At 59.8% G+C, this 22,089-nt stretch carries 22 protein-coding genes; 14 read left to right on the forward strand and 8 right to left on the reverse strand.

Features of this window, described 5'->3' with window-relative positions:
* Positions 1-6: 6 nt before the first annotated feature.
* The 3 genes from DOU54_RS08040 to DOU54_RS08050 all read right to left on the reverse strand — a co-directional run bounded on the left by DOU54_RS08040 (position 7) and on the right by DOU54_RS08050 (position 2,942).
* Positions 7-1,398, reverse strand: a complete 1,392-nt coding sequence (locus tag DOU54_RS08040) for a sensor histidine kinase (RefSeq protein WP_193603310.1) — start codon at positions 1,396-1,398, stop codon at positions 7-9.
* Between the two features lie 35 nt (positions 1,399-1,433).
* Positions 1,434-2,108: a response regulator transcription factor gene (locus DOU54_RS08045; RefSeq protein ID WP_022556873.1), complete on the reverse strand. Its 675-nt coding sequence runs from the start codon at positions 2,106-2,108 to the stop codon at positions 1,434-1,436.
* A 195-nt stretch (positions 2,109-2,303) separates the two neighbouring features.
* Positions 2,304-2,942 (reverse strand): TetR/AcrR family transcriptional regulator, encoded by a 639-nt coding sequence (locus tag DOU54_RS08050; protein ID WP_006698730.1) that lies wholly within the window; start codon positions 2,940-2,942, stop codon positions 2,304-2,306.
* 142 nt (positions 2,943-3,084) lie between these two features.
* Here DOU54_RS08050 and DOU54_RS08055 point away from each other — a divergent pair, with 142 nt between their 5' ends.
* From DOU54_RS08055 to DOU54_RS08095, 9 genes are all read left to right on the forward strand, one after another.
* Positions 3,085-5,121, forward strand: coding sequence for an NADH:flavin oxidoreductase (locus DOU54_RS08055; protein ID WP_113380805.1), 2,037 nt, complete (start codon positions 3,085-3,087; stop codon positions 5,119-5,121).
* A gap of 419 nt (positions 5,122-5,540) precedes the next feature.
* Complete coding sequence (locus tag DOU54_RS08060) at positions 5,541-7,418, forward strand: TRAP transporter large permease (protein WP_077987226.1); 1,878 nt, start codon at positions 5,541-5,543, stop codon at positions 7,416-7,418.
* A gap of 65 nt (positions 7,419-7,483) precedes the next feature.
* Positions 7,484-8,494, forward strand: a complete 1,011-nt coding sequence (locus tag DOU54_RS08065) for a TRAP transporter substrate-binding protein (protein WP_004443559.1) — start codon at positions 7,484-7,486, stop codon at positions 8,492-8,494.
* Positions 8,495-8,569: 75 nt separating this feature from the next.
* Positions 8,570-9,373: an SDR family NAD(P)-dependent oxidoreductase gene (locus DOU54_RS08070; RefSeq protein ID WP_162749538.1), complete on the forward strand. Its 804-nt coding sequence runs from the start codon at positions 8,570-8,572 to the stop codon at positions 9,371-9,373.
* Between the two features lies 1 nt (position 9,374).
* A complete protein-coding gene (locus DOU54_RS08075) occupies positions 9,375-10,232 on the forward strand; it encodes an IclR family transcriptional regulator (protein ID WP_004443561.1) in 858 nt (285 codons plus the stop codon).
* Positions 10,229-11,398, forward strand: a complete 1,170-nt coding sequence (locus DOU54_RS08080) for an acetyl-CoA acetyltransferase (RefSeq protein WP_113380807.1) — start codon at positions 10,229-10,231, stop codon at positions 11,396-11,398. The genes DOU54_RS08075 and DOU54_RS08080 overlap by 4 nt, the downstream gene beginning before the upstream one ends.
* Positions 11,395-13,035: an acyl-CoA synthetase gene (locus DOU54_RS08085; RefSeq protein WP_113731044.1), complete on the forward strand. Its 1,641-nt coding sequence runs from the start codon at positions 11,395-11,397 to the stop codon at positions 13,033-13,035. The genes DOU54_RS08080 and DOU54_RS08085 overlap by 4 nt, the downstream gene beginning before the upstream one ends.
* A gap of 31 nt (positions 13,036-13,066) precedes the next feature.
* Positions 13,067-13,846 (forward strand): SDR family NAD(P)-dependent oxidoreductase, encoded by a 780-nt coding sequence (locus DOU54_RS08090; RefSeq protein WP_035210496.1) that lies wholly within the window; start codon positions 13,067-13,069, stop codon positions 13,844-13,846.
* Complete coding sequence (locus tag DOU54_RS08095; protein WP_035210498.1) at positions 13,843-14,727, forward strand: PPC domain-containing DNA-binding protein; 885 nt, start codon at positions 13,843-13,845, stop codon at positions 14,725-14,727. Before DOU54_RS08090 ends, DOU54_RS08095 begins: the two co-directional genes overlap by 4 nt.
* A 50-nt stretch (positions 14,728-14,777) precedes the next feature.
* Here DOU54_RS08095 and DOU54_RS08100 read toward each other — a convergent pair whose 3' ends face one another.
* Both DOU54_RS08100 and DOU54_RS08105 read right to left on the reverse strand, forming a co-directional pair.
* Positions 14,778-15,185, reverse strand: a complete 408-nt coding sequence (locus tag DOU54_RS08100) for a PPC domain-containing DNA-binding protein (RefSeq protein WP_004443574.1) — start codon at positions 15,183-15,185, stop codon at positions 14,778-14,780.
* The gene (locus DOU54_RS08105; protein WP_004443577.1) at positions 15,172-15,738 is read right to left on the reverse strand and encodes a PPC domain-containing DNA-binding protein; all 567 of its coding nucleotides are present in this window, start codon (positions 15,736-15,738) and stop codon (positions 15,172-15,174) included. The genes DOU54_RS08100 and DOU54_RS08105 overlap by 14 nt, the downstream gene beginning before the upstream one ends.
* 161 nt (positions 15,739-15,899) lie before the next feature.
* Here DOU54_RS08105 and DOU54_RS08110 point away from each other — a divergent pair, with 161 nt between their 5' ends.
* Positions 15,900-16,391: an Lrp/AsnC family transcriptional regulator gene (locus DOU54_RS08110; protein ID WP_042936218.1), complete on the forward strand. Its 492-nt coding sequence runs from the start codon at positions 15,900-15,902 to the stop codon at positions 16,389-16,391.
* A 235-nt stretch (positions 16,392-16,626) separates the two neighbouring features.
* On the opposite strand, the gene DOU54_RS08115 is transcribed toward DOU54_RS08110, so the two are convergent.
* Complete coding sequence (locus DOU54_RS08115) at positions 16,627-17,286, reverse strand: hydrolase (protein WP_004443583.1); 660 nt, start codon at positions 17,284-17,286, stop codon at positions 16,627-16,629.
* 151 nt (positions 17,287-17,437) lie between these two features.
* Between DOU54_RS08115 and DOU54_RS08120 the strand changes: the two genes are divergently transcribed.
* Positions 17,438-18,322, forward strand: coding sequence for a LysR family transcriptional regulator (locus tag DOU54_RS08120; RefSeq protein WP_004443585.1), 885 nt, complete (start codon positions 17,438-17,440; stop codon positions 18,320-18,322).
* A 24-nt stretch (positions 18,323-18,346) separates the two neighbouring features.
* Here DOU54_RS08120 and DOU54_RS08125 read toward each other — a convergent pair whose 3' ends face one another.
* Positions 18,347-19,303, reverse strand: a complete 957-nt coding sequence (locus DOU54_RS08125; protein ID WP_113380812.1) for a quinone oxidoreductase family protein — start codon at positions 19,301-19,303, stop codon at positions 18,347-18,349.
* 166 nt (positions 19,304-19,469) lie between these two features.
* Positions 19,470-20,210 carry an SDR family NAD(P)-dependent oxidoreductase gene (locus tag DOU54_RS08130; protein ID WP_077987219.1) on the reverse strand — a complete coding sequence of 247 codons (741 nt, stop codon included), beginning with the start codon at positions 20,208-20,210 and terminating at the stop codon, positions 19,470-19,472.
* 196 nt (positions 20,211-20,406) lie between these two features.
* Between DOU54_RS08130 and DOU54_RS08135 the strand changes: the two genes are divergently transcribed.
* The 3 genes from DOU54_RS08135 to DOU54_RS08140 all read left to right on the forward strand — a co-directional run bounded on the left by DOU54_RS08135 (position 20,407) and on the right by DOU54_RS08140 (position 21,850).
* On the forward strand, positions 20,407-21,102 hold the full coding sequence (locus DOU54_RS08135) for an AraC family transcriptional regulator (protein WP_286079874.1): 696 nt from the start codon (positions 20,407-20,409) through the stop codon (positions 21,100-21,102).
* Between the two features lie 31 nt (positions 21,103-21,133).
* Positions 21,134-21,277 (forward strand): helix-turn-helix domain-containing protein, encoded by a 144-nt coding sequence (locus tag DOU54_RS27965; RefSeq protein ID WP_286079875.1) that lies wholly within the window; start codon positions 21,134-21,136, stop codon positions 21,275-21,277.
* 228 nt (positions 21,278-21,505) lie between these two features.
* A complete protein-coding gene (locus tag DOU54_RS08140; protein ID WP_004443592.1) occupies positions 21,506-21,850 on the forward strand; it encodes a EutQ-related cupin domain-containing protein in 345 nt (114 codons plus the stop codon).
* The last annotated feature ends 239 nt before the right edge of the window (positions 21,851-22,089 follow it).

Consider the following 22,089-nt stretch of genomic DNA (forward strand, 5'->3'; position numbering starts at 1 on the left):
AGCGATTCATGGCCCCGCACCGCTCCCTGGCGTGACGGAGCGGATCTCCAGCCGAACGCAGAAGCCGGGATCAAGGTCGAGGAACAGCACCCTGCCCCCATGCAGCTCAGCTGCTTTCTGCACGAGATTGAGGCCAAGGCCGGCACCGGAGGAGCTGGTGTTGATGCGATGGAACGGTTCGAACACCTGCTCGCGTTCGTCAATGGGTATGCCCGGACCTTCATCGCAGACATCTATGGTTCCTGCTGCACCCACCCGGACGACAATGGCGCCCCTGCCGCCGCCGTGATCGATGGCATTGCGGATGAGGTTGACGACCGCCATCTCAATGATCGACGTCTGGACCGTCAGCAGGGCTTCTTTTTCGCCCGGCTCGAAATCGAACTCGTAACCGGCATCCATCGCAATCGGGGCAAGATCGGTCGCGATACGTTCGACGAGAACATTCAAATCCTGCTCTTCCGCAGGCAGGTCTACCGCGCCCACCGCCTGCATTTCGAGAAGCTGGTGTGCGACGCGGGTAAGCCGGTCGATATCCGCCCGCAGCTGCCGGCTCAGCGCGTCATCGGGAAGAAGATCGGCGCGGACGCGCACGATCGCAATCGGCGTCCTCAGTTCATGGGCGGCGTCGGCCAGGAAGCGGTTGCGGCGATTATAGCCCTCGTCCAGTTTCGAGAGGGCAACATTGAAGGCATCCACCAGCGGAATGATTTCACTCGGCACCTTCGAGCGAGCGATACGGGCGGACCGGTTCTCGAAATTGATCGACTGCGCTTGGGTGACCGTTTCCATGAGGCCACTCAGTGAACGGCCGACCGCACGTGGGGTCACCAGCAATGTCGCAATACCCGTCAGCAGCAACATGGGCACCACGGCCACAAGAATGATGAACCCAATTCCCGGCAGCACGGTCAACCAGCGAATGGCACCATCCGCATCCTTTTCCAGATCCAGCTGTATGTTGATCCAGATATTCACGCCATCATTCGCGAGACCTTTTTCCGTCCCGGCAATAAACTGCAGCCGTCCGGCGGGCGTATCGCGGTTCTCCATCGTGGCCCGGACTGTTTCCCCAGCCTCCAGACGCGCCCTTTCGATGCCCAAAGGAAATGCCCCCGTCACGATGGAAGTGGGGATATCTCCATATCGAAGGACGATTCCTTCCGCGTCCCGCACCATGAACCAGAGATTGCGATAGCGCTGTTTCAGCGCCTCCAGATCGGGTGTAGCCGACACCTGTGTCCGCCCCTGCCCATCCTTTGTCACGCTTTCCGCAATGATGCGCACAGCCTCTTCATTGGCGCCTTCCAGCCTTGGATCGATGATCCAGATCCAGCCAACGAGAAGAACGACGAAGAGAACGAGCAAGAAAGCCTGCAGGACGAGAAGGCGCTTCATCAGCCCCCATCGCAGGGATTGGTTGTGCTGCGAACTCATGACTTTGCCCGAATGAGATAACCGATATTGCGTACGGCTCTAATCTCCACCGTGGCTCCCGCCTGCGCCAGCTTCTTCCTGATACGGGAGATGTGGGCATCGAGCGCATTGGACTCGATCTCGTCGTCGAGCGTATAAACCGCCTCGATCAGGTTGGACCGCGTCACGATACGGTTCGGGCGCCGCATCAGGGCTTCGAGCGCCAGATATTCCCGACGCCGCAACTCGAGGATGGAGCCGGCAACGCTGACTTCATTGCTTCTTTGATCAATGCTCAGATTTCCGAAAATCGCATATCTGTCGGAAATGGAAGGGCCGCGCCTGTGAAGGGCCCTGAGGCGGGCGAGCAGTTCCTCTATCGCAAAAGGCTTGGCGAGATAGTCATCCGCGCCGGCATCCAGCCCGTCAACGCGGTGATCGACACTTCCAAGCGCCGTCAGGACAAGGATCGGTACGGAATGTTTGCTGCGGCGAAGCGCCGATACAAGGTTCAGCCCCTCACCATCGGGCAGGCGGCGATCCAGGACAAGCACATCGTAGGAGCCGTCACGCGCAAGGACATCGGCATCGCTGATGGTACTGACATGATCGGCAAGCACATCGCGCCGGCGCAAGGCTTCGAGCAGCGCACGCGCCATTTCGGGTTCGTCCTCGAGAAGCAGGATTCGCAATGACTTTCCCCCAAAGATCAGCTCTTGCCATCCCCACCACTGATTGGTGAATGTTGCAGATAGATTGCAGCCCGGCCGCCCCTTCTTCTTGTACCATCCCAAACGGCGTAATCCGACTGGCATCGAAGGCGTTGGCCGCGCCACTTATCGCTGTCCCGAGGGTTGTCCGCGCCTGTCGAGATCCGCACGCAGGCGTCAGGCCCCGGGGCCTGGCCTGTATCCGTGCCTCGCATAAAAGCGATCAAGCTCCCGTTGTTGCGGCACCTCGCCGGTATAGATGGCGATATAATCCGCAATTCTCTTCATCCGCACTGCCACATCTTCCTCGGCCTGCATGGAAATGTAGCCGATCTGCACGAGATAAGTGGTGCGGGCGCGCACATCCGCAGTATTTTCGGGATGGCCGAAACGGACGAACATGCGCGAAAGCGCCTCCATTCTCACAGCATCCGCCTTACGAACCTCGGCAAGAATATCATCGGACTGCAGCGCCCAGCTGCGCACCGCGAATTCGAATTTGCTGTCAAAAAGCGAGGGATCCAGCCAGCAATCGAAGACGTTCAGCATCGCCTCGGCCAAGGTTTCCGCGTAGGCCTCCGATTGCCTGAGGATGCTTCCCGTGTTCTTGTCGCGCCAGCGGGACAAAAGCGCCGCCAGCAACTCCTCCCGATCCTTGAAGAACCAGTAAAAGCTGGTGCGCGAGAGATTGAGCTTCTTCGCCAACGGCAAAATCTTGACTGAATCCACCCCCGATTCCAGCAGGGACTCGTAGGCGGCCTCAAGCCAACCCTCCTGCGATCCACGCCAACCGGTTTCGTTTAATGTCGCGTCCATGACAGTTGAGTACCAAATCAGTCCCTGCGCGACAAGGCGAGGCGTACACTCTTGTCTAACTTATAGACACTGGTGTTTTGTTAATTGACACATATGTACATTTTCTCTTAGCCTCGCACCATAACCCCCTTGGAGCAGGCCCATGTCGAACGATCCCCTTCTTCAACCCTATCAGCTGAAGCACCTGACGCTGCGCAACCGTATCATCGTGACGTCGCATGAGCCCGCTTATCCGGAAGACGGCATGCCGAAAGGGCGTTATCGCGCCTATACCGTCGAGCGTGCGAAAGGCGGCGTGGCGTTGACGATGACCGCAGGCTCAGCCGCCGTTTCGAAAGACAGCCCTCCCGTCTTCAACAATTTGCTCGCGTACAAGGATGAAATCGTTCCGTGGATCAGGGAAATGACCGACGCCGTCCACGAGGCGGGGTCGGCAATCATGATCCAGCTCACTCATCTTGGCCGGCGCACCCGGTGGGACAAGGGTGACTGGCTGCCGGTGCTCGCACCTTCACACCAGCGGGAAGCCGCTCATCGCGCCTTTCCGAAGAAAATCGAGGATTGGGATATTGAGCGTGTCATCAAGGATTTCGCCGACGCCGCCGAGCGTATGAAGGCTGGCGGCATGGACGGGGTGGAACTGGAGGCCTATGGTCATCTCATCGATCAGTTCGTCTCCCCGCTGACCAACGAGCTGGATGGCCCCTATGGTGGCTCGCTCGAAAACCGCATGCGTTTCTGCCTCGACGTTTTCCGGGCGATACGCAGGCGCGTGGGTGAGGACTTCATCCTCGGTGTTCGTTACACCGCCGATGAATGTCTGGAGGGTGGCACCGGAAAGGCAGAAGGCCTCGAAATCTCCAGACTGCTGAAAGAAAGCGGTCTGATCGATTATCTCAACGTCATCAGGGGGCATATCGACACCGATCCCGGCCTGACCGACGTTATCCCGATTCAGGGCATGGCAAGTGCGCCGCACCTCGATTTTGCCGGGGAAATCCGTGCAGCGACACGTTTCCCGACCTTCCATGCCGCCAAAATTCAGGACGTTGCCACAGCCCGGCATGCCATCGCCACCGGCAAAGTGGACATGGTCGGCATGACCCGCGCGCACATGACCGATCCGCATATCGTGCGCAAGATCATGGAAAAGCGGGAGGACGATATCCGTCCCTGCGTCGGCGCTAATTACTGTCTCGACCGCATCTATCAGGGCGGCCTTGCCTTCTGCATTCACAATCCGGCAACCGGCCGCGAGGAAACCATGCCGCACGCCATCACCAGGGCCGCGAAAAGCCTGAAGGTGGTTATCGTCGGCGCCGGGCCGGGAGGCCTCGAAGCCGCAAGGGTCTGTGCCGAACGCGGCCATACGGTCGTGGTCTTCGAGGCAGCGAGCCATCCGGGCGGGCAGATTCGCCTCACCGCGCAGAGCGAACGCCGCCGGGAAATGACCGGCATCGTCGACTGGCGCATGAGCCAGTGCGAAAAGCTCGGCGTCGTCTTCCACTTCAACAGCTGGGCGGAAGCGGACACGGTTCTCTCGCAAAAACCCGATGTGGTGATCATCGCCACAGGCGGACTGCCGCATACCGAGGTGCTGTCTAAGGGCAACGAACTGGTCGTCTCCGCGTGGGATATTATTTCCGGAGACGTCAGGCCGGGTGCCAATGTTCTCGTCTATGACGACGCGGGAGACCATGCCGGCCTTCAGGCGGCCGAGCTCATCGCCAAGGCTGGCGGCAAGGTGGAAATCATGACACCGGATCGCTCCTTCGCCCCTGAAGTCATGGCCATGAATCTCGTTCCCTATATGCGCTCGCTGCAAAAGCTCGACGCCACATTCACCGTCACTTACCGGCTGGAAGCAGCCGAAAGAAGCGGCAACCAGATCGTCGCCCACGTCGGCAGCGACTATGGCGGCATTTCCAGACAGCGCACCGTCGACCAGATCGTCGTCAATCACGGTACAGTCCCGCTGGATGAACTGTATTTCGAACTCAAGCCCGGCTCGACAAATCTCGGGGAGGTTTCCTATGACGCCCTGCTCGCCGGAGAGGCTCAGACCGTCGCGCGCAATCCGACAGGCACATATCGGTTGTTCCGCATCGGCGATGCCGTCGCGGCGCGCAACACCCATGCGGCGATCTACGACGCCCTGCGCCTCGCAAAGGACATTTGAGGCGCGGGTCGCGTTGCGGCCCGGCCCCAGGGCGCATCGAGGGGATCATTCGATGCCGACGATGTTCACTTTTCAGGCAGGATGGCGGCTGTCGCCCGGATCATCGTACAGGCACAAGCTCGAATGGACCAAAGTAAGATCCACTATATGGACCTCTATACGCGAGTCTAAAACTGCGTAATTGCGGCCTTTTACTATTGATTTTATCATTCTTCCTGTGTATCCCGAACGTATGGTTTTGTAACGGTCCATATCGTGGAGGCGATATACCGATACGCTCAGACTTTTGGAGGGGTCTGGCCGGTCTTGCGATGACAGATATATCCTGATGCCGGCCATGATCGTGGCTGGGGCCCGGACATTCTGCCTTGCTGACCACCATCCATTGCGAAGGTTGTTCTGCGGGAGAGGAGGCCCCAATGACCATGACCGCAAACGCGAATGACGACGTCTTTGTGCTCGACGGCGAGCTACTGCACACGGAGCCGGTAACAGGCTCCTGGTTCATGCGGCCGGTCGAGGCCATGGCAGCCATTCTTTTGGCGCTGATGATCGGCCTGCTTCTGCTCGGCGTGACATCACGTTATGCCTTGCATCTGCCGATTGTCTGGATCGATGAAACGGCGTCGTTGTGCTTCCTGTGGTTTGCCATGCTGGGTGCGGCCATTGCCATCGACCGTAGCGAGCACCTGCGCCTGACGCTGTTCCTCAACATGTTTCCGCAGCGTTTTCTGGGTTACATCAATTCTTTGGCGCTGGTGCTGGTGGCGACATTTCTTGCGGCTATCATCAAGCCCGCAATCGAATACGCCATCGAGGAATGGGTCGTCACATCGGCGGCGCTGAACATTCCCATGACTTTCCGCGCCGCAGCCCTGCCATTCGGCGCCTCCCTGATGTTGCTCCTGGTCATGAACAACCTCCTCCGGAGGGAAAGGCTGCGGGACATCGTCGCCGCTATCGTCACGGTTGCGGTGGCGGCCGGCCTGCTGTTTCTGGCGTCGCCCACACTGGAATCCTTTGGCAATTTTAACCTGGCGATCTTCCTCGGCCTGTTCGTGGCGGTGTTTTTGGCGCTCGGCGTGCCCATTGCCTTCTGTTTCGGCCTTGGAACATTGTCCTATCTAACTTTCACCACCTGGGTTCCGATGATCGTTATGGTCGGGCGCATGGATGAAGGAATGTCGGGCATCATTCTGCTGTCGGTGCCGGTATTCGTGCTGCTGGGCTGCGTCCTTGACGCAACCGGCATGGGCAAGGCGATCGTCGAACTGCTGTCCTCAATGTTCGGCCACATCCGCGCGGGCATGTCCTATGTTCTGCTCGGTTCGCTGTTTCTGGTCTCGGGCATTTCCGGCTCCAAGGTTTCAGATATGGCAACGGTCGCACCTGCGCTGTTTCCGGAAATGAAGCGACGCGGCCACAAGCCCAAGGAAATGATCGCACTGCTGGCCACCGGCGCCGCCATGGCCGATACCGTTCCGCCGTCCATCGTTCTCATCGTCCTCGGTTCGGCAGCGGGCGTATCGATTGCCGGCCTGTTTACCTCCGGCTTCATGATCGCCATGGTGCTGCTTCTGGTGCTGGCGGTATTGGCCCGGTGGAAAGCACGCAACGAAAACATGGATGGCGCCAGACGCACCCCTTGGCCGCTGGTCGGCAAGGCGGCACTGGTTGCCGCCCCCGCTCTGGTTCTGCCTTTCCTCATCCGCAGCCTTGTGGGCGGCGGTGTGGCAACGGCGACCGAAGTATCCACCATTGCAGTGCTCTATGCCATGATTATCGGCGCGGTGCTTTATGGCGGGATCAGCCTGAAAAAACTCTACTCCATGCTGGTGGAGACAGCGGCGCTCTCGGGCGCGATCCTGCTGATCCTCGGCTGCGCCTCCGCCATGGCCTGGGGTTTGACGCAAAGCGGTTTCGCCTTCGAATTGACCGCGATGATAACCGACCTGCCGGGCGGCTGGATGACCTACATGATCGTGTCGATCCTGATCTTCATGATCCTCGGCTGCGTGCTGGAAGGACTGCCTGCAATCGTTCTGCTCGCGCCGATCATGTTCCCCATTGCCCGCACGCTCGGCATCAACGACATCCATTATTCGATGGTCGTGGTGGTCGCCATGAATATCGGCCTGATGGCGCCGCCCATCGGCATCGGCTTCTACATTGCCTGCAAGATCGGCAATGTCTCGCCCGATGAAGCCATGGGTGCCATCTGGCCCTATCTCGCAGCCATGGTCATCGGCCTGCTGCTGATTGCCGGAATTCCGGGTCTATCCACAATTCTGCTCTGACACCGTGGCGGGTCCGCCCGCCATGCCGACGAACGACACATGCTTTTATTTGGGAGGAGAAAGCAATGATCATCAACAGACGTACCATGCTCGCGGGCGCCGGTTCTGCCGTTCTTGCCACCGCGTTCGTATCGCGCGCACGCGCCGCGGAATTCAGCTACAAATATGCCAATAACCTGCCGGCTGCGCACCCCATGAACGTGCGCGCGAAGGAAGCGGCCGATCGTATCGAGAAAGAAACCGACGGGCGGGTCAATATCAAGATATTCCCCAGCAGCCAGTTGGGGGCCGATACCGACATGCTGAGCCAGGTGCGTTCCGGCGGCGTTGAATTCTTCACGCTCTCGCCGCTGATCCTGTCCACGCTGGTACCAAACGCGTCCATCAGCGGCATCGGCTTTGCCTTCCCGGATTATGATTCCGTATGGGCGGCCATGGACGGCGATCTCGGCAAATATGTACGCGGTGAAATTGCCAAACAGAATCTCGTCGCCATGGATACGATCTGGGACAACGGTTTCCGCCAGATCACCAGCGCGTCGAAACCCATCACCACGCCTGCCGATCTCGAAAGTTTCAAGATCCGCGTGCCGGTGAGCCCTCTCTGGACCTCGATGTTCAAGGCCTTCAAGTCGGCTCCCGCTTCCATCAACTTCGCGGAAGTCTACACCGCGTTGCAGACCGGCGTCGTCGACGGCCAGGAAAACCCTCTGGCCATCATTTCCACCGCGAAGCTCTTCGAAGTGCAGAAGTTCTGCTCGGTTACCAATCACATGTGGGATGGTTTCTGGTTCCTCGCCAACAAGCGCGCGTGGGAGCGGCTGCCAGACGACCTGCGCACCATCGTTGCCAAGAACCTCAATCAGGCCGGCAAGGATGAACGCGCCGATGTGGCGAAGCTCAATGCCTCGGTGAAGGAAGACTTGATCAGCAAGGGCATGGCCTTCAACGATACTGACGCATCGCTCTTCCGTGCAGCCCTCAAGGAAGCCGGATTCTATTCCGAGTGGAAAAGCAAATATGGCGACGAAGCCTGGGCCATTCTCGAAAAGGCCGTTGGCGCCAGCCTGACCTGACCGGTCAGCAAATAATCGGTCCCGCCGCAAGCGGGGCCGATCCGATCACTTCTGGCTGTTTTAATGGAGACTGTTTTGACAGGTCGCCTGACGGGAAAACGCGCGCTTGTATTTGGCGCAGGATCATCGGGGCCGGGCTTTGGCAATGGCAAGGCTGCGGCCGTGCAATTTGCCCGTGAGGGCGCGCGCGTAGCCTGTGTCGACCTCTCCGCCGACGCGGCTGAAGAAACCGCGCAGATCATCCGCGAAGAAGGTTTTGAGGCAATCGCCGTTGCCGCCGATGTCACGAAGCTGGAATCCGTATCAGCGGCAGTTGCACGAACCTGCGATGCCTTTGAAGGCATCGACATCCTCCATAATAATGTCGGCGTGACGCATATGGGCGGGCCGGTAGAGCTGGATGAGGAGCACTTTCGCGCCTCCGTCGATCTCAACATCGGCTCTGTCTATCGCACCGCCAAGGCTGTTCTGCCGGTGATGCTGAGGCAGGGCGGCGGTGCCATCGTCAATATTTCCTCACTCGCCTCGATCCGCTGGACCGGCTATCCTTATTTCGCCTATTACGCCATGAAGGCCGCGGTCAACCAGGCCACCGTGGCGCTGGCGATGCAATACGCACGGCAAGGTATTCGCGCCAATTGCGTTCTGCCGGGCATGATCGATACGCCGCTGATCTACAAGCAGATCAGCAGCCAGTACGCCTCCGTCGAGGAAATGGTGGCGGCGCGTAATGCCGCGGTGCCCGTGGGGCGCATGGGTGATGCCTTTGATATCGCCCGCGCCGCCGTTTTTCTGGCATCCGATGAAGCAAAATTTATCACGGGCATCTGCCTGCCGGTCGACGGCGGCCAAAGTTGCGCAGTGGGGGCGTTTACCTGATATGGCCACGGTGGTTGCGGCGGAAAACGATCTGACAGGGGCACGTGCCGTGGACCGGGCGCTGGCGCTGCTGTCCATGGTGGGGCGGCACGCCGAACGCGGTGTGTCGCTTTCCGGCATCGTCGCCGAAAGCGGGTTGAACAAGCCAACGGCCCGCCGCCTGCTGCTGGCGTTGATCCGGGCAGGCCTCGTGGAACAGGACGAGGAGACACGCCGATATTATCTCGGCGAGGAAGCCTACGTGCTGGGCAGCCTGTCGTCACGCCGTTTCGGATTGTTGCAGATGGCCCAGGACGGACTGACGCGTATTTCCCGCCGTACCGAGGATTCGAGCTTCCTTTCGGTACGCCGCGATACGTTTTCGCTCTGCCTCTATCGTGAGGAAGGCACCTGGCCCGTGCGTACCCATGCGCTCCAGGCCGGTTTCGAGCACCCGCTGGGTATCGGCGCCGGATCTCTCGCCATGCTGGCCGCCCTGCCCGATGCCGAAGTGGATAGCGTCATTGCCGCCAATAGCGGCCTCATCGCCGCGAATTATCCCGGCATCACGCTCGACGGGCTACGCCGTGATGTCGAATTGACCCGGGCGAACGGCTACTCGCTCAATCCCGGCCTCATCCTTTCCAATTCATGGGGTATCGGTGTCGCAATCCGCACGCCGGATGGAGCGGTGGCGGGAGCGTTGAGCATCGCCGCCGTCGATAGCCGCATGCGGCCGGAGCGTCAGCCAGAACTGGCGGCGCTGCTGCGCGAAGAGGTGACACGTATCGAAACACGCATCGCAGAAATGATGGCCAGCCGCGCACGCACGCGCGGCGACGGCGAACCGAAGCGACAGGCAAGGAGAACGAGCAAATGAGCAAAGCGCAGATCGTCGGCTGGGCGCATTCGCCTTTCGGCAAATCGACCCTTGAAAATACCGAACAGCTGATGGCGACAGTAGTCGCGCCGGCCATAGACCATGCGGGCATCGACGTTGGCGATATCGACGGCATTTTTGTCGGTGTGATGAACAATGGTTTCTCGAAACAGGATTTTCAGGGCGCCCTGGTGGCAATGGGTGATGAAAGACTGGCCTATACGCCCGCCGTGCGCTTCGAAAATGCCTGCGCGACGGGATCGGCCGCCCTGTACAGCGCGATGGATTTCATCGAGGCGGGGCGGGGCCGCATTGCGCTCGTCGTGGGCGCCGAAAAAATGACGGCGCTTCCCACCGCCGAGGTAGGCGACATTCTGCTCTCTGCTTGCTACCGCGCAGAAGAGGCCAATATCCCCGGCGGTTTTGCCGGCCAGTTCGGTCGCATCGCCCAGGCCTATTTCCAGCGTTATGGCGATCGCTCGGAGGAGCTTGCGATGATCGCCGCCAAGAACCACGCCAACGGCGCGGTCAATCCCTATGCCCATATGCGCAAGGATTTCGGCTTCGAATTCTGCAACACCGTGTCCGATAAGAACCCGTATGTCGCAGGCCCGCTGCGCCGTACCGACTGCTCGCTGATTTCCGACGGCGCGGCGGCCATCGTTTTGGCCGACGAAGAAACCGCAGCCAGCCTCCACCGGGCGATCGGCTTTCGGGGCAGAAAACAGATCAATGACATTCTGGCGCTGAGCCGCCGCGACCCGCTGGCCTTCGAGGGCGCCCGCCGCGCATGGGCGGGCTCGCTGGAACTTGCGGGCGCTACGCTCGACGACCTTTCCTTCGTTGAAACGCACGACTGCTTCACCATAGCTGAACTTATCGAATATGAGGCCATGGGGCTCGCAAAACCAGGCGAAGGGCACCGGGTCGTGCACGAAGGCACCGCGCTGAAGACCGGCCGTTTGCCAATCAACCCTTCAGGGGGACTGAAATCGAAAGGCCACCCGGTCGGAGCGACCGGCGTTTCCATGCATGTAATGGCAGCGATGCAGTTGATGGACGAGGCTGGAGACATGCAGATCCCCGGCGCCTCGCTTGCCGGCGTTTTCAACATGGGCGGCACCGCGGTTGCCAACTATGTTTCGATCATGGAGCGCGTGAAATGAGGACACCTGGCCCCGTGCAGCATCCTCCGGGCGGTGTCACACCATCAACCACGCGGGTGATGAACCTTTCGCATTTTCTGACGCAGGCCGCGCGCCGCAACCCGCATCATATCGGCTTCGTCTGGGGTGAAAAGACCTGGAGCTGGGCGCAAATGGAAGCCCGCGTCGACGCCATGGCGCATGCGCTGGTCAGTGAATTCGGTGTCGTCAAGGGTGACCGTATTCTGGTGCAGTCTTCCAACAACAACCAGATGTTCGAATCGATGTTCGCCTGCTTCCGGGTGGGCGCGGTGTGGGTGCCGACCAATTACCGCCAATCGCCAGATGAAGTCGGCTACCTGGCAAAGGCCAGCGGCGCACGCGGCATGATCTGCGCCAGCGCTTTTCCCGAACATGCGAAAGCAAGCCGTGAAGCCGCAGCAATCGATTTCACCATCGCCATCGGTCAGACGGAATTCGGTGAGGATTATGATGCGATTGTCGCCCGTCATCTGGGTCAGAAGGTCAAGGGCGAGGCGGTGGATCGCGACGATCCCTGCTGGTTCTTCTTCACGTCGGGCACCACCGGGCGCCCCAAGGCGGCGGTGCTGACCCACGGGCAGATGGCCTTTGTCATCACCAACCATCTCTGCGATCTGATGCCCGGCACGGGAACAGGCGACGCATCCATCGTTGTCGCTCCGCTTTCGCACGGCGCGGGTATTCACCAGCTGGTGCAGGTGGCGCACGGGGCAAAGACCGTGCTGCCGGCATCGGAAAAACTCGATGTCCCCGCCGTTTGGGCGCTGATCGAGAAATGGCGTGTCACCAATGCCTTCACCGTGCCGACCATTTTGAAAATGTTGATCGAAGACCCGTCCGTGGATCGTTTCGATCATTCCTCGCTGCGCTATGTCATCTATGCCGGCGCGCCGATGTATCGCGCCGACCAGAAACGGGCATTGGCAAAGCTCGGTCCGGTGCTGGTGCAATATTTCGGCCTCGGCGAAGTCACCGGTAATATCACGGTGCTTCCCCCTTCCTTCCATAGCGCAGAAGACGGTCCGGAAGCGCGGGTCGGCACCTGCGGGTTCGACCGGACAGGCATGGAAGTGCAGATCCAGAACGACGCAGGCGAAGAGGTGGAGGCGGGAGAAACCGGCGAGATCTGCGTGATCGGTCCCGCCGTCTTCGCCGGTTATTACAACAACCCCGACGCCAATGCCAAAGCCTTCCGCAACGGCTGGTTCCGCACCGGCGATCTCGGCCACCGCGATGAAAACGGCTTCGTTTACATCACCGGGCGCGCCTCCGACATGTATATTTCCGGCGGCTCGAACATCTATCCGCGCGAGATCGAAGAAAAAATTCTCATGCATCCCGATATCAGCGAGACGGCGGTTCTGGGTGTGCCAGATGCTGTGTGGGGCGAAGTGGGCGTGGCGGTCTGCGTGGCGAGAGAAGGCGCTGACATCGCCGGCATCGACCTCAAGGCCTATCTGGAAGGCAAGATGGCCCGTTACAAGCTGCCCAAAACAGTCGTGTTCTGGGGTGCCATGCCAAAATCCGCCTATGGCAAGATCACCAAGAAACTGATCCGCGAAGAGCTGGAAAGGCGCGGCCAGATGCCGGTTTTCGAGGAAAAGCGGACGGGCTGACGCGCGCGGCATTCAACCGGGAGGAGAGGGTATGACACAACGGACGGCAGGGACAAAAGGGGCTGTCGCGATCACCGGCGGAGCATCCGGCATCGGTTTTTCCACCGCGCAGCTGCTGATGGCGCGCGGATGGCAACCCTGGCTGCTGGATCTCAAGCGCGAAGCGCTGGACGCGGCCTGCGAGAAGCTGGGTATCGACGCCTCGCGTGGCATCGTGTGCAACGTGGCGGATGAAGCGTCGATAGAGGAGGCGTTCGCCGCGTTGACGGTAAATGGCGTTGAACAGGCGGTTGAGCTGGTGGCCATCGTCAACAGCGCCGGCATCGGCATCGACAAGCTTTCCGTCGAGACCAGCGTCGAAGAATTTCGCCGCATCGTCGACGTCAATCTCGTCGGCAGCTTCGCGGTGGCTCGCGCGGCGGCGCGTTACTGGCTGGACCGTGAGATTCCCGGCTCCATCGTCAACATCAGCTCAGTTTCCGGCATGTGTGGCAACCGGGGCCGCAGCGCCTATGGTGCCTCGAAAGGCGGCGTCAATCTCCTGACGATGGTGATGGCGAACGAGCTCGGACAATCGGGCATCCGCGTCAATGCAATTGCACCCGGCCCGGTCGATACACCACTGACCCAGGCGGTCCATACCGAGAATGTTCGCGATCAGTGGCATAGCCGTGTTCCCATGCACCGCTATGGCAGAACCGATGAAATCGCCTCTGCCGTGGCGTTTCTGGTGTCGGATGATGCGAGCTACGTCAATGGTCAGGTTCTTGCCGTGGATGGCGGCTTCATCACCGCGGGGCTGGCGGTATGACGCCGATGGCACAGGCAGCGCTTCCGCGCAGCATCGTCCACCCCGGGCCGGAGACACCCGAGCGCTTTCGCGCCATCGGCTGCCATGTCCATCCTGTCACGTTAACCGTCCGGGCCGGCAGGTGCGTCAACGAAGCGATTGCCGCTGCCTTTGCGGAACGGGGTTTCGAAGGTGGCTACATCAGGCTGAAAAACGTGCCGATGAAGCGGCTGGAATACGTTATGCCCGCGGCCGCTCCCGATGCCTCCCATGCGGCCTGGTACAGCGAAACCTTTTCCATGCCCGAGGGCACGATCATCGATGCCGGCCTTCATATGGGACGTCGCGATGGCCAGCCGTTTCTGCACTGCCATGGTTCGTGGAAAAGTGCTCAGGACGTCGTCTCCATGGGACATCTGCTTCCCTTCGAAGCCGAATTTGCCCAAGAAATACAATTTGAGGCGCTGGCGCTTGACGGAGCGATCCTCGACGCTCGGCAGGATGAGGAAACGAATTTTCCGCTTTTCACGCCCATCCCCCGGCCGCGTAGGCATCAGGATGCGGGACTGAGGGCACTTTTATGCACTGTCCGGCCTAACACCGACATCTGCCTCGCCCTCGAAGCGGCCTGCAAGGAATTCGGCCTGCCGGAAGCCGATGTCAATGGCATTGGAAGCCTTATTGGCGCGGACTACGATGACGGAACGACCATTACCGCCTACGCCAGTGAAATCCTTATCCGCGCGGGCCATATCAGCGCCGACAGTGAACGCACGGTGCTGGATATTGCGATGGTCGACCTCACCCGCCACATCAGCGCCGGGCGGTTGGTGCGCGGCAAAAACCCCGTTTGCGTCACCTTCGAACTTCTTCTGACGGAGAAACGTGAGGCCGCAGCTTGAGCGGCGCAGGGACGTTTGGCGACACGGCGCCCCTGCTCGTCCCATTTTGTTCACGCCGCTTGCGATTTTTCCGTCGGCAGCCATTCCTCCAGCGTCACCTCGAAAGTCATGCAGACAGGGTTGGCGCCTGCGATGAAGGGGCCGCCGTAAACCGCACCCTCCGTATCGGCCACAACGCCGGTCAGCGCAGCGCGCAACGAGCCATCAGGCTGGGCGCGTACTTCGCCGGCTATCGAAACGATTTCAACGGCGGGGCCGCTTATCTGCAGAAAATCGCCGCTGCGGGTGCCGAGGCACGCATCCACCAGGCTGCCCAGCGCACCGCGCACGAAGGCATTGCGGAAGCCCTCGGCCAGGCACAGTTTCTCGACGCCGAGCACAAGATCTTCATTGGGGGCTATGCGGGCATAGGCCACGCGTCCCATGGAACCGGATTCGACAATATCATGCATGTTCATCGGCGCGCTCCATGCGATTTTTCGGTTGAAGAAGGGGAATATTCGTTTCTGGATCGAAAGACTGTTGCAACAGAAAACTGTCGAGCGAGGTCACAAGCGCGGAAATGCCACCCTCGCCGACAATGCAGGATTCTGTCAGCAAATGACCGCCCCTGACCAAACCCGCCGCGGTTCGCATGGCGGCGTGGCAATGCACGATCGGCTCGCCCTTCATGCTGCGCCCGAGCGTGGCGTTGCCGAAGATGAGCCACGCCGCACCGGCGTCGATGGGCTTCGTATAAGCGATGACGGCGTTGCCGGATGGATCAGGCGGAGCAACGCAATAGGACAATCCATCGAAGTGCCCTCCGAGTATGGTCAGGGAGGCGCTTTCAATGCCTTCCCCCGCAAGCGGCTGAACGATGCCGTCGTAAAGGCTGCGTCCCGGCTTGATGAACAGCCGGACATGGCGCGCCGAGGGCGAGCGCAGGCTGTTGATGCGCACAGGCGCGGAAATACCGGGATGGATCAACGTCCTGGGTCTTGGAAAATGCTGCTGCGATATCGGTGCCATGCCCGCTCCTCCCTGCTGCCTGTACCATGCAGTACGGTACTGAAAAACCAGCCGAAGGTGCTTTCGAATGGCGCAGCCAAAGCATCGAAACCAAAACACTTCTTTCGCACGCCGACGGATCGGCGGCAGATTTTTTTGCTGCATGTTTGGGAGAGACCGGCATGACGAAGCCGCTCGACAGGATCGACCGCAAAATACTCCGCGCCCTGCTGGAAAACGGCAGGCTGAGCAATACGGAACTATCCGAGAAGGTGGGACTTTCACCCAGCCCCTGCTGGCAGCGAGTCAAGCGGCTGGAAGAGGAAGGTGTCATCCGCGGCTATACGGCAATTCTCGATCAGGCGCAGCTAGGCTTGACCGAGACGGTAATCATCGAGGTCATGCTGGAGCGTCACGATGATGAGGTTCTGGAACGTTTCGGCGAAGCCATGGCGGCTCTTCCAGAGGTGCTGGAAGCTTATCTGACCACCGGCGAATATGATTATCTCATCAAGGTCGCGGTGGCGGGAACCGCAGGTTACGAGCAATTTCTGCGCCGCAAGCTCTACAAGATCGAGGGCGTGCGCCATTCGCGCTCCTGCTTTGCACTCAAATGTCTCAAGCACACCTTGTCGGTCGTGCCAGATACCGAGCCTCCGTCTCGTCCGACCTGAAAACACTTGTAGGTCGGATAAGCGCCCGTTGCACCACCCGTGATGCAACGGGCACTTTTAAGCTCCTGCCCGCGGCCCCACACCATGGGTAAGCGTCCCTTTCGGTAACAGCTTCATGACGAAACTCGCCACGGACGATTTCTCGTGCAATGCGGATGCAGGGCTGGGATGAAGAAGCTTGCGACGGTGGGCCTTCCGCAGCTCTCCGTCCGGCACCCCAACATCCCGCTCTATTTTAGTGGCCGCCCTTCGTGGACGGCGCCGGCGTGTTGAGCAACTGCTGCTCCCAGAGATAGGCGATGCCGCTGCCGCCGAAGTGCTGGATGAGAATTTCGGTCAGCTCCTCAACATGCTCGGTGCGGGCCCAATCGCGTTGCCATTCACCCGCAAGCGCCATTACCGTCATCACATTTGCGCCGGCCGCGATCATGCGCTGGATGGCAACTTCATGAGATTCCTTCGAAATCCCGCCGGAAGCGTCGGTAATCACGGTCACGTCCCAGCCTTCGCCAGCGGCCTGGATCACGGGCATTGCAACGCAGACTTCGGTCCACAGTCCGGCAATGATCAGCTGCTTGCGGCCGGTCGCCTTGACAACGTTCACTACATTCTCGTCCTGCCAGGTGTTCACCCAGGTGCGATCGATGACTTGCTGATCAGGAAACACGTCGGTGATCTGCTTGAAGAGAAGTCCGCCGCGTGCCGCAATTACGCTGGTGAGGACAGTCGGAACATCGAAGGCTTTGGCCAGCTTCGCCAGCGCCGTCGTGAGATTGACCACAGCCTGCGGATCGTGGCTGTTCAGGTTTGCGAGCTGATAGGGCTGATGATCAATCAGAACGAGGACGGAATCTTCGGGGCGGAGAAGTGAATCAAGGCCGTTACGAAAGGTCATGGGTTCATCCTGTGTTGGCGGTTTATCGAGGCGCTTGCGCAAGGGACCTGCATCCCTTCGGGCGTTGCCGCGGGAGGAAACTTGTCATTCCTGTTTATGATGCGGTAGTCCTTGTCAGCGTTGAGCTGTGTTGCAGAATGGGGAACGCAGAGTGGATATCGAAGACATCAGGACATTTGTCGAAGTTGCAGATGCGGGAGGTGTCTCTTCGGCCGCAGTGCGGCTCGGCATCTCCAAGTCCATGGTCAGCAGGCGGCTGGCGCGGCTTGAGGCTGAACTTGGCGTTCAGCTTCTGGCCAGGTCCACACGCGGCGCTTCCCTGACGGAGGCGGGCGCCACCTTCCGGGACTATGCCGCTAGGATTTCAGCCGACATCGATATGGCGCGGGAGACGATTCTTCCGGCTGGTGAGCTTCGCGGGCGTCTGCGGATTGCGGCGCCGCTCTCTTTCGGCCCAACGCATTTCGCGCTCGTGATTGCGCAAATGGCGCGCCGCTATCCCCAGCTTCAGATCCAGACCTGCTACACTGATCGTTTCGTGGATCTGATCGCCGAAGGATATGATTGCGCGATCCGGGTCGGGAACCTTCCGGATTCAAGCCTCGTCGCCAGACGCGTCGGTCCGCTCTATGGAATTTTTGTTGCCAGCCCGGATTACATCAAGGTCCACGGCTCGCCGCAAACACCCGAAGAACTTGTGGCTCATCAGGCTCTCATGCAAGGCACGGAAACCTGGCAGGTGATGGACGGAGACAGGGTGATAACCGTTCGTCCGCAGGGACAGTTCAAGGCCGATAACGGAGTTGCTCTTGCTGTCGCCGCGGCGGCCGGATTGGGAGTCGCCGTGCTGCCTTACGACCTCGTCAAAAATTATCTGGCTGCGGGCGAACTGGTGGAAGTGATGAAAGGTCATCCTCCACCCCCGGCCGGGATATATGTCGTCCGGCCGCCGGGTCAGCATCCCGCAAGAAAAGTCCGGGTGCTGACCGAAATGCTGATCGAGTGCTTCGGCAGTGGGAAGGGCTCAAGCGCCTGACCGCATGAATGGGTGGCAGCAACCTCAAGGTGTCATCACGACGCGGCCAAGCGGCTTGGCTCTCTCCGCATATTCATGTGCCATCGAGGCGTCGCTCAACGGAAACACGCGGTCGATCACGACCTCCATGCGTCCCTCGGCCACGGCCTTGAGAAGCTGGATGACAGTTCCGTATACCGCCGGCCTCTCGAAGAGCGGCCCCATGAAGACACCGTGCAGCGTTTGATTGTTCTGCATCGGCGGCCAGAGGTCGGCATGGAGGCTGCCGCCACCTGCATTCCCGACGAACACGAGGCGACCCTCGGGCGCGAGAGCGGATAAGGACGCTTGCAAAGTCGAACCGACAGGATCGATGACGAGGTCAGCCCCCATGCCACCGGTCAGCCGGAGAACCTCCTCAACGACATCCTTTTCCAGCCGATCGATGACATGTGATGCGCCGAGGCCGCGCAGGCGTGCCTGTCTTTCACTACCGCCCGCCACAGCAATGACGGTCGCGCCGGCGTCACGCGCCAATTGGACGGCAGCCAGACCCACGCCGCCTGCGGCAGCCTGTATCAGAACTGTCTCTGCCTTTTGCAAGCCGCCTCTAGTGATCAGACAATGATGAGCCGTGCCGAACGAAATCGGCAGGGCCGCGGCCTGTGCCATTCCCACGCCCTCCGGCACAAGCCATGTGCGCGAGGCCGGGACGGACCAGAGTTCCGCATGGGACCCCTGCATATCGAATGCAGCCACCCTTTCGCCGACCGCCCGGTCGCGGACATTTTTACCAACGGAAATCACGGTCCCTGCAGCGGCATAGCCGACAATCCACGGTGATTGCTGTGGTGTCGACCGGCGATTGATCAGATCGCCGCCTTCAATGGAAATCGCCTCGACGGCAATAAGCACATCATCCGGCCCGCAAACCGGATCGGGCACATCAGCATATCTCAAAACTGTAGGAGGACCGGGGTTGTCGTAAACTGCGGCTTTCATGTATTTTTCCTTGGCTGGCAGGGAGCATGATGCGACGCTATTTTTTCGCTTCGCGGTTCAAGAACGAAGGGGATGTACAGACTGCGCCGATTTTTCAACAGAGATCGGTTACCGATCGGTGCCCCGTCCGATTTTCATCGAGCGAAGCACCGGCTGCAGTGCGCTTTCAAGCAAGCGCGCCGCCGTCGACGGTAAGGATCGTCCCTGTGATCTGCCGGGCGGCAGGCGTTGCGAGAAAAGCGACGGCGGCCGCGACATCTTCCGGCTGATTGAAGCGGCCAAGCGCGCTCAGGCTGCGCTGGTAGTCCGCTGATTCTCCCGTCTCGGGATTCGAGTCGGTGTTCGTCGATCCCGGCTGAACGAGATTGACCGTTATGTCCCGAGCACCCAATTCTCGCGCAAGTCCGCGATTGAATGCCTGAAGCGCACTCTTGGTCATATAATAGACCGTACCGGGGACGCCGACGATGCGATCCGCGCCCGCTGAGCCGATATTTATGATCCGGCCACCTTCCTTGAGGTGTGGAATGGCTGCCTTCGACGCCAGAACAGGCCCGCGGACGTTAACCGCCAGCAACGCGTCGAGATCCTCGACTGCGAAATCGGCAATATTATTGTATCGTCCTATCGCGGCATTGTTGACGAGAATGTCGAGGCCGCCCAGAGCCCGGACCGTCTCGTCCACGGCGTGTTGTATTGCGGCCGGATCGGCGCTGTCAGCCTGGATCGCGACGGCCGTGCCCCCCGCGGCCTGAATTGCCCGAACGAGTTGCGCGGCGCTCTCGGCTGACCGCTCATAGGTTATTGCTACATTCGCTCCCTTCCCAGAAAGAGCGCGCGCAATTGCTGCACCTATGCCACGCGAACCACCCGTTACCAGAGCGTTCTTTCCAGCCAGTTCCTGCATAATCCGGACCCTTTCAATCTCATGTCGCCCCGATGCGCGGTCTCGAGGTATGTTCCACCTGATTACCGGGGATCGTGGCAGCTCAATTCGTCAAGACTGAAGATAGGCGGGCACGGCGAAAGCTACATGCCCGATCTTCCCAGAGACTTGCCTGATCCTTCCAAATCACTACATGCCTGAGATGATGGCCGGCTCTGTGAAACCAATCACCCAACTGCTGAAGGACGTTGCTCCCTTTGTTGAGCGTCAGGGGGGAACCGTTGCCATCCCGACCCCTGTCCCGCGCCTGACGCTATGGACAAGTACACGCACCACGCCACCCACACCGGCGGTGTTCGAGCCGATGTTCTACGCCGTTCTACGGGGCACGAAGGTTTTGACCATGGGCGCCAATCGCTTCGAACTGCTGGCGGGCGACTGCGCGACATCGTCCTTCGGCCTGCCCTATATCCACCAGCTGACTGACGCGACGCCAGAGCTTCCCTACATCGGCATGAGCCTTCATCTCGATATCGGAATGCTCACGCGTGTCGTGCTCGACATGCCCAAGCATAAGGATCGCTGGACATGTGCGGTCGCATCAGACAATCTGAACGGACCTGTCGGCGATGCATTTGTTCGCCTTGTCGGACTTCTGGCCACGCCCGATGACGTCGGCGCGCTCGCGCCACACTACGAGTTCGAGCTCTATTATCGTTTGCTGCAAAGCTCGATGGGCGATACGCTTCGGCAGGTTGGACGGCGAAACGACCGGTTCCAGCAACTCAAGACGGCGGCCGACTGGCTTGCCACCAATCACAACGAACCGATTGTCATTCCCGAGCTGGCGGCCTCGTCCGGCATGAGCGTCACCTCTTTTCACCGGCACTTCAAGGCTGTCACGGGGATTTAGTCCCCTGGCCTTCCAGCGTCATATACGCCTGCTGGAAGCCCGAAAGCTTCTCGCCTCCGGAAGCACCAATGTCTCCCGCGTGGCGTATGACGTGGGCTACGCAAGCCCTTCGCAATTCAGTCGGGAGTATAAGAGCATGTTTGGCACGGCGCCCGTCGCCGACCTGCAGCGCTGAACTCTTCCGGGGACGGCAGGCCAAAGCCTTCCGCAAGCAATAATCGTAAAACGGAACACTGAAGACCTATTCCGGTTATTCCCTCGGCGTGTTGATGATCAACGCTGCCATCCTGAATGAAGATTTTCGGCGTTATCGCCAGACAAGAAGCCTCTCGGCGGAGTGCACAAGCCCGTGCTGCGGTTCAAACCGGCTCCACGCACGGCAAAACCTTTAAGGAGACAATGTATGGTCATTCATAAATTCGCCATTGCTGATGCAGCATTTGAACGCTCGCCAGGACAAGACGGTGACATTTTCACCGCCAACCTCCTCGATCAGCGTCATGGCGGGCCGGTCACTATCGGATTCGGGCGTTATGGACCAAACCAGATTCTCGAAGAAACAATGGCCGTACACGACACGATGGTCATCCTGGAAGGAAGTATTACCGTTTCCGATAGCCACAAGACGGTGATGGCAGGTCCGGGAGAGATCATCGCCATGCAGAAAGGCGACAGGGTTACGATCCGCTCTCACGAAGAAGGAGCGTTGACTGCTTATGTGACCTATCCTCATTGGCAACAGCCGTAGACGTGATCGGCACAGGCAAGCACGGCTTCGGGCCAGGGTCGCATCCGGGACTTTGTGAAGCCGGGTTGTTTTCGGAGTGTTCGACTGTGTTTGGGTGCATCCACTTGCGCGCGTGCTCGGGGGCGGATTTGTGCTGTCGTAGAGCTATGCCCAAAACGCAAGAAAGCCCTCTTTTGGGAGAGGGCTTTCGTGTTGGCTTTCTTCGTAATTTTGGTTGCGGGGGCAGGATTTGAACCTGC

It is taken from the genome of Agrobacterium sp. MS2, assembly GCF_003261015.1.
GTDB lineage: Bacteria > Pseudomonadota > Alphaproteobacteria > Rhizobiales > Rhizobiaceae > Agrobacterium > Agrobacterium pusense.

What these genes read in the sequence shown, in the direction of transcription:
- DOU54_RS08040 (WP_193603310.1), bottom strand. Translation starts at nt 1,398, where the DNA reads ATGAAGCGCCTTCTCGTCCTGCAGGCTTTCTTGCTCGTTCTCTTCGTC.
- DOU54_RS08050 (WP_006698730.1), bottom strand. Translation starts at nt 2,942, where the DNA reads ATGGACGCGACATTAAACGAAACCGGTTGGCGTGGATCGCAGGAGGGT.
- DOU54_RS08055 (WP_113380805.1), top strand. Translation starts at nt 3,085, where the DNA reads ATGTCGAACGATCCCCTTCTTCAACCCTATCAGCTGAAGCACCTGACG.
- DOU54_RS08060 (WP_077987226.1), top strand. Translation starts at nt 5,541, where the DNA reads ATGACCATGACCGCAAACGCGAATGACGACGTCTTTGTGCTCGACGGC.
- DOU54_RS08065 (WP_004443559.1), top strand. Translation starts at nt 7,484, where the DNA reads ATGATCATCAACAGACGTACCATGCTCGCGGGCGCCGGTTCTGCCGTT.
- DOU54_RS08075 (WP_004443561.1), top strand. Translation starts at nt 9,375, where the DNA reads ATGGCCACGGTGGTTGCGGCGGAAAACGATCTGACAGGGGCACGTGCC.
- DOU54_RS08080 (WP_113380807.1), top strand. Translation starts at nt 10,229, where the DNA reads ATGAGCAAAGCGCAGATCGTCGGCTGGGCGCATTCGCCTTTCGGCAAA.
- DOU54_RS08085 (WP_113731044.1), top strand. Translation starts at nt 11,395, where the DNA reads ATGAGGACACCTGGCCCCGTGCAGCATCCTCCGGGCGGTGTCACACCA.
- DOU54_RS08090 (WP_035210496.1), top strand. Translation starts at nt 13,067, where the DNA reads ATGACACAACGGACGGCAGGGACAAAAGGGGCTGTCGCGATCACCGGC.
- DOU54_RS08095 (WP_035210498.1), top strand. Translation starts at nt 13,843, where the DNA reads ATGACGCCGATGGCACAGGCAGCGCTTCCGCGCAGCATCGTCCACCCC.
- DOU54_RS08100 (WP_004443574.1), bottom strand. Translation starts at nt 15,185, where the DNA reads ATGAACATGCATGATATTGTCGAATCCGGTTCCATGGGACGCGTGGCC.
- DOU54_RS08105 (WP_004443577.1), bottom strand. Translation starts at nt 15,738, where the DNA reads ATGGCACCGATATCGCAGCAGCATTTTCCAAGACCCAGGACGTTGATC.
- DOU54_RS08110 (WP_042936218.1), top strand. Translation starts at nt 15,900, where the DNA reads ATGACGAAGCCGCTCGACAGGATCGACCGCAAAATACTCCGCGCCCTG.
- DOU54_RS08115 (WP_004443583.1), bottom strand. Translation starts at nt 17,286, where the DNA reads ATGACCTTTCGTAACGGCCTTGATTCACTTCTCCGCCCCGAAGATTCC.
- DOU54_RS08125 (WP_113380812.1), bottom strand. Translation starts at nt 19,303, where the DNA reads ATGAAAGCCGCAGTTTACGACAACCCCGGTCCTCCTACAGTTTTGAGA.
- DOU54_RS08130 (WP_077987219.1), bottom strand. Translation starts at nt 20,210, where the DNA reads ATGCAGGAACTGGCTGGAAAGAACGCTCTGGTAACGGGTGGTTCGCGT.
- DOU54_RS08140 (WP_004443592.1), top strand. Translation starts at nt 21,506, where the DNA reads ATGGTCATTCATAAATTCGCCATTGCTGATGCAGCATTTGAACGCTCG.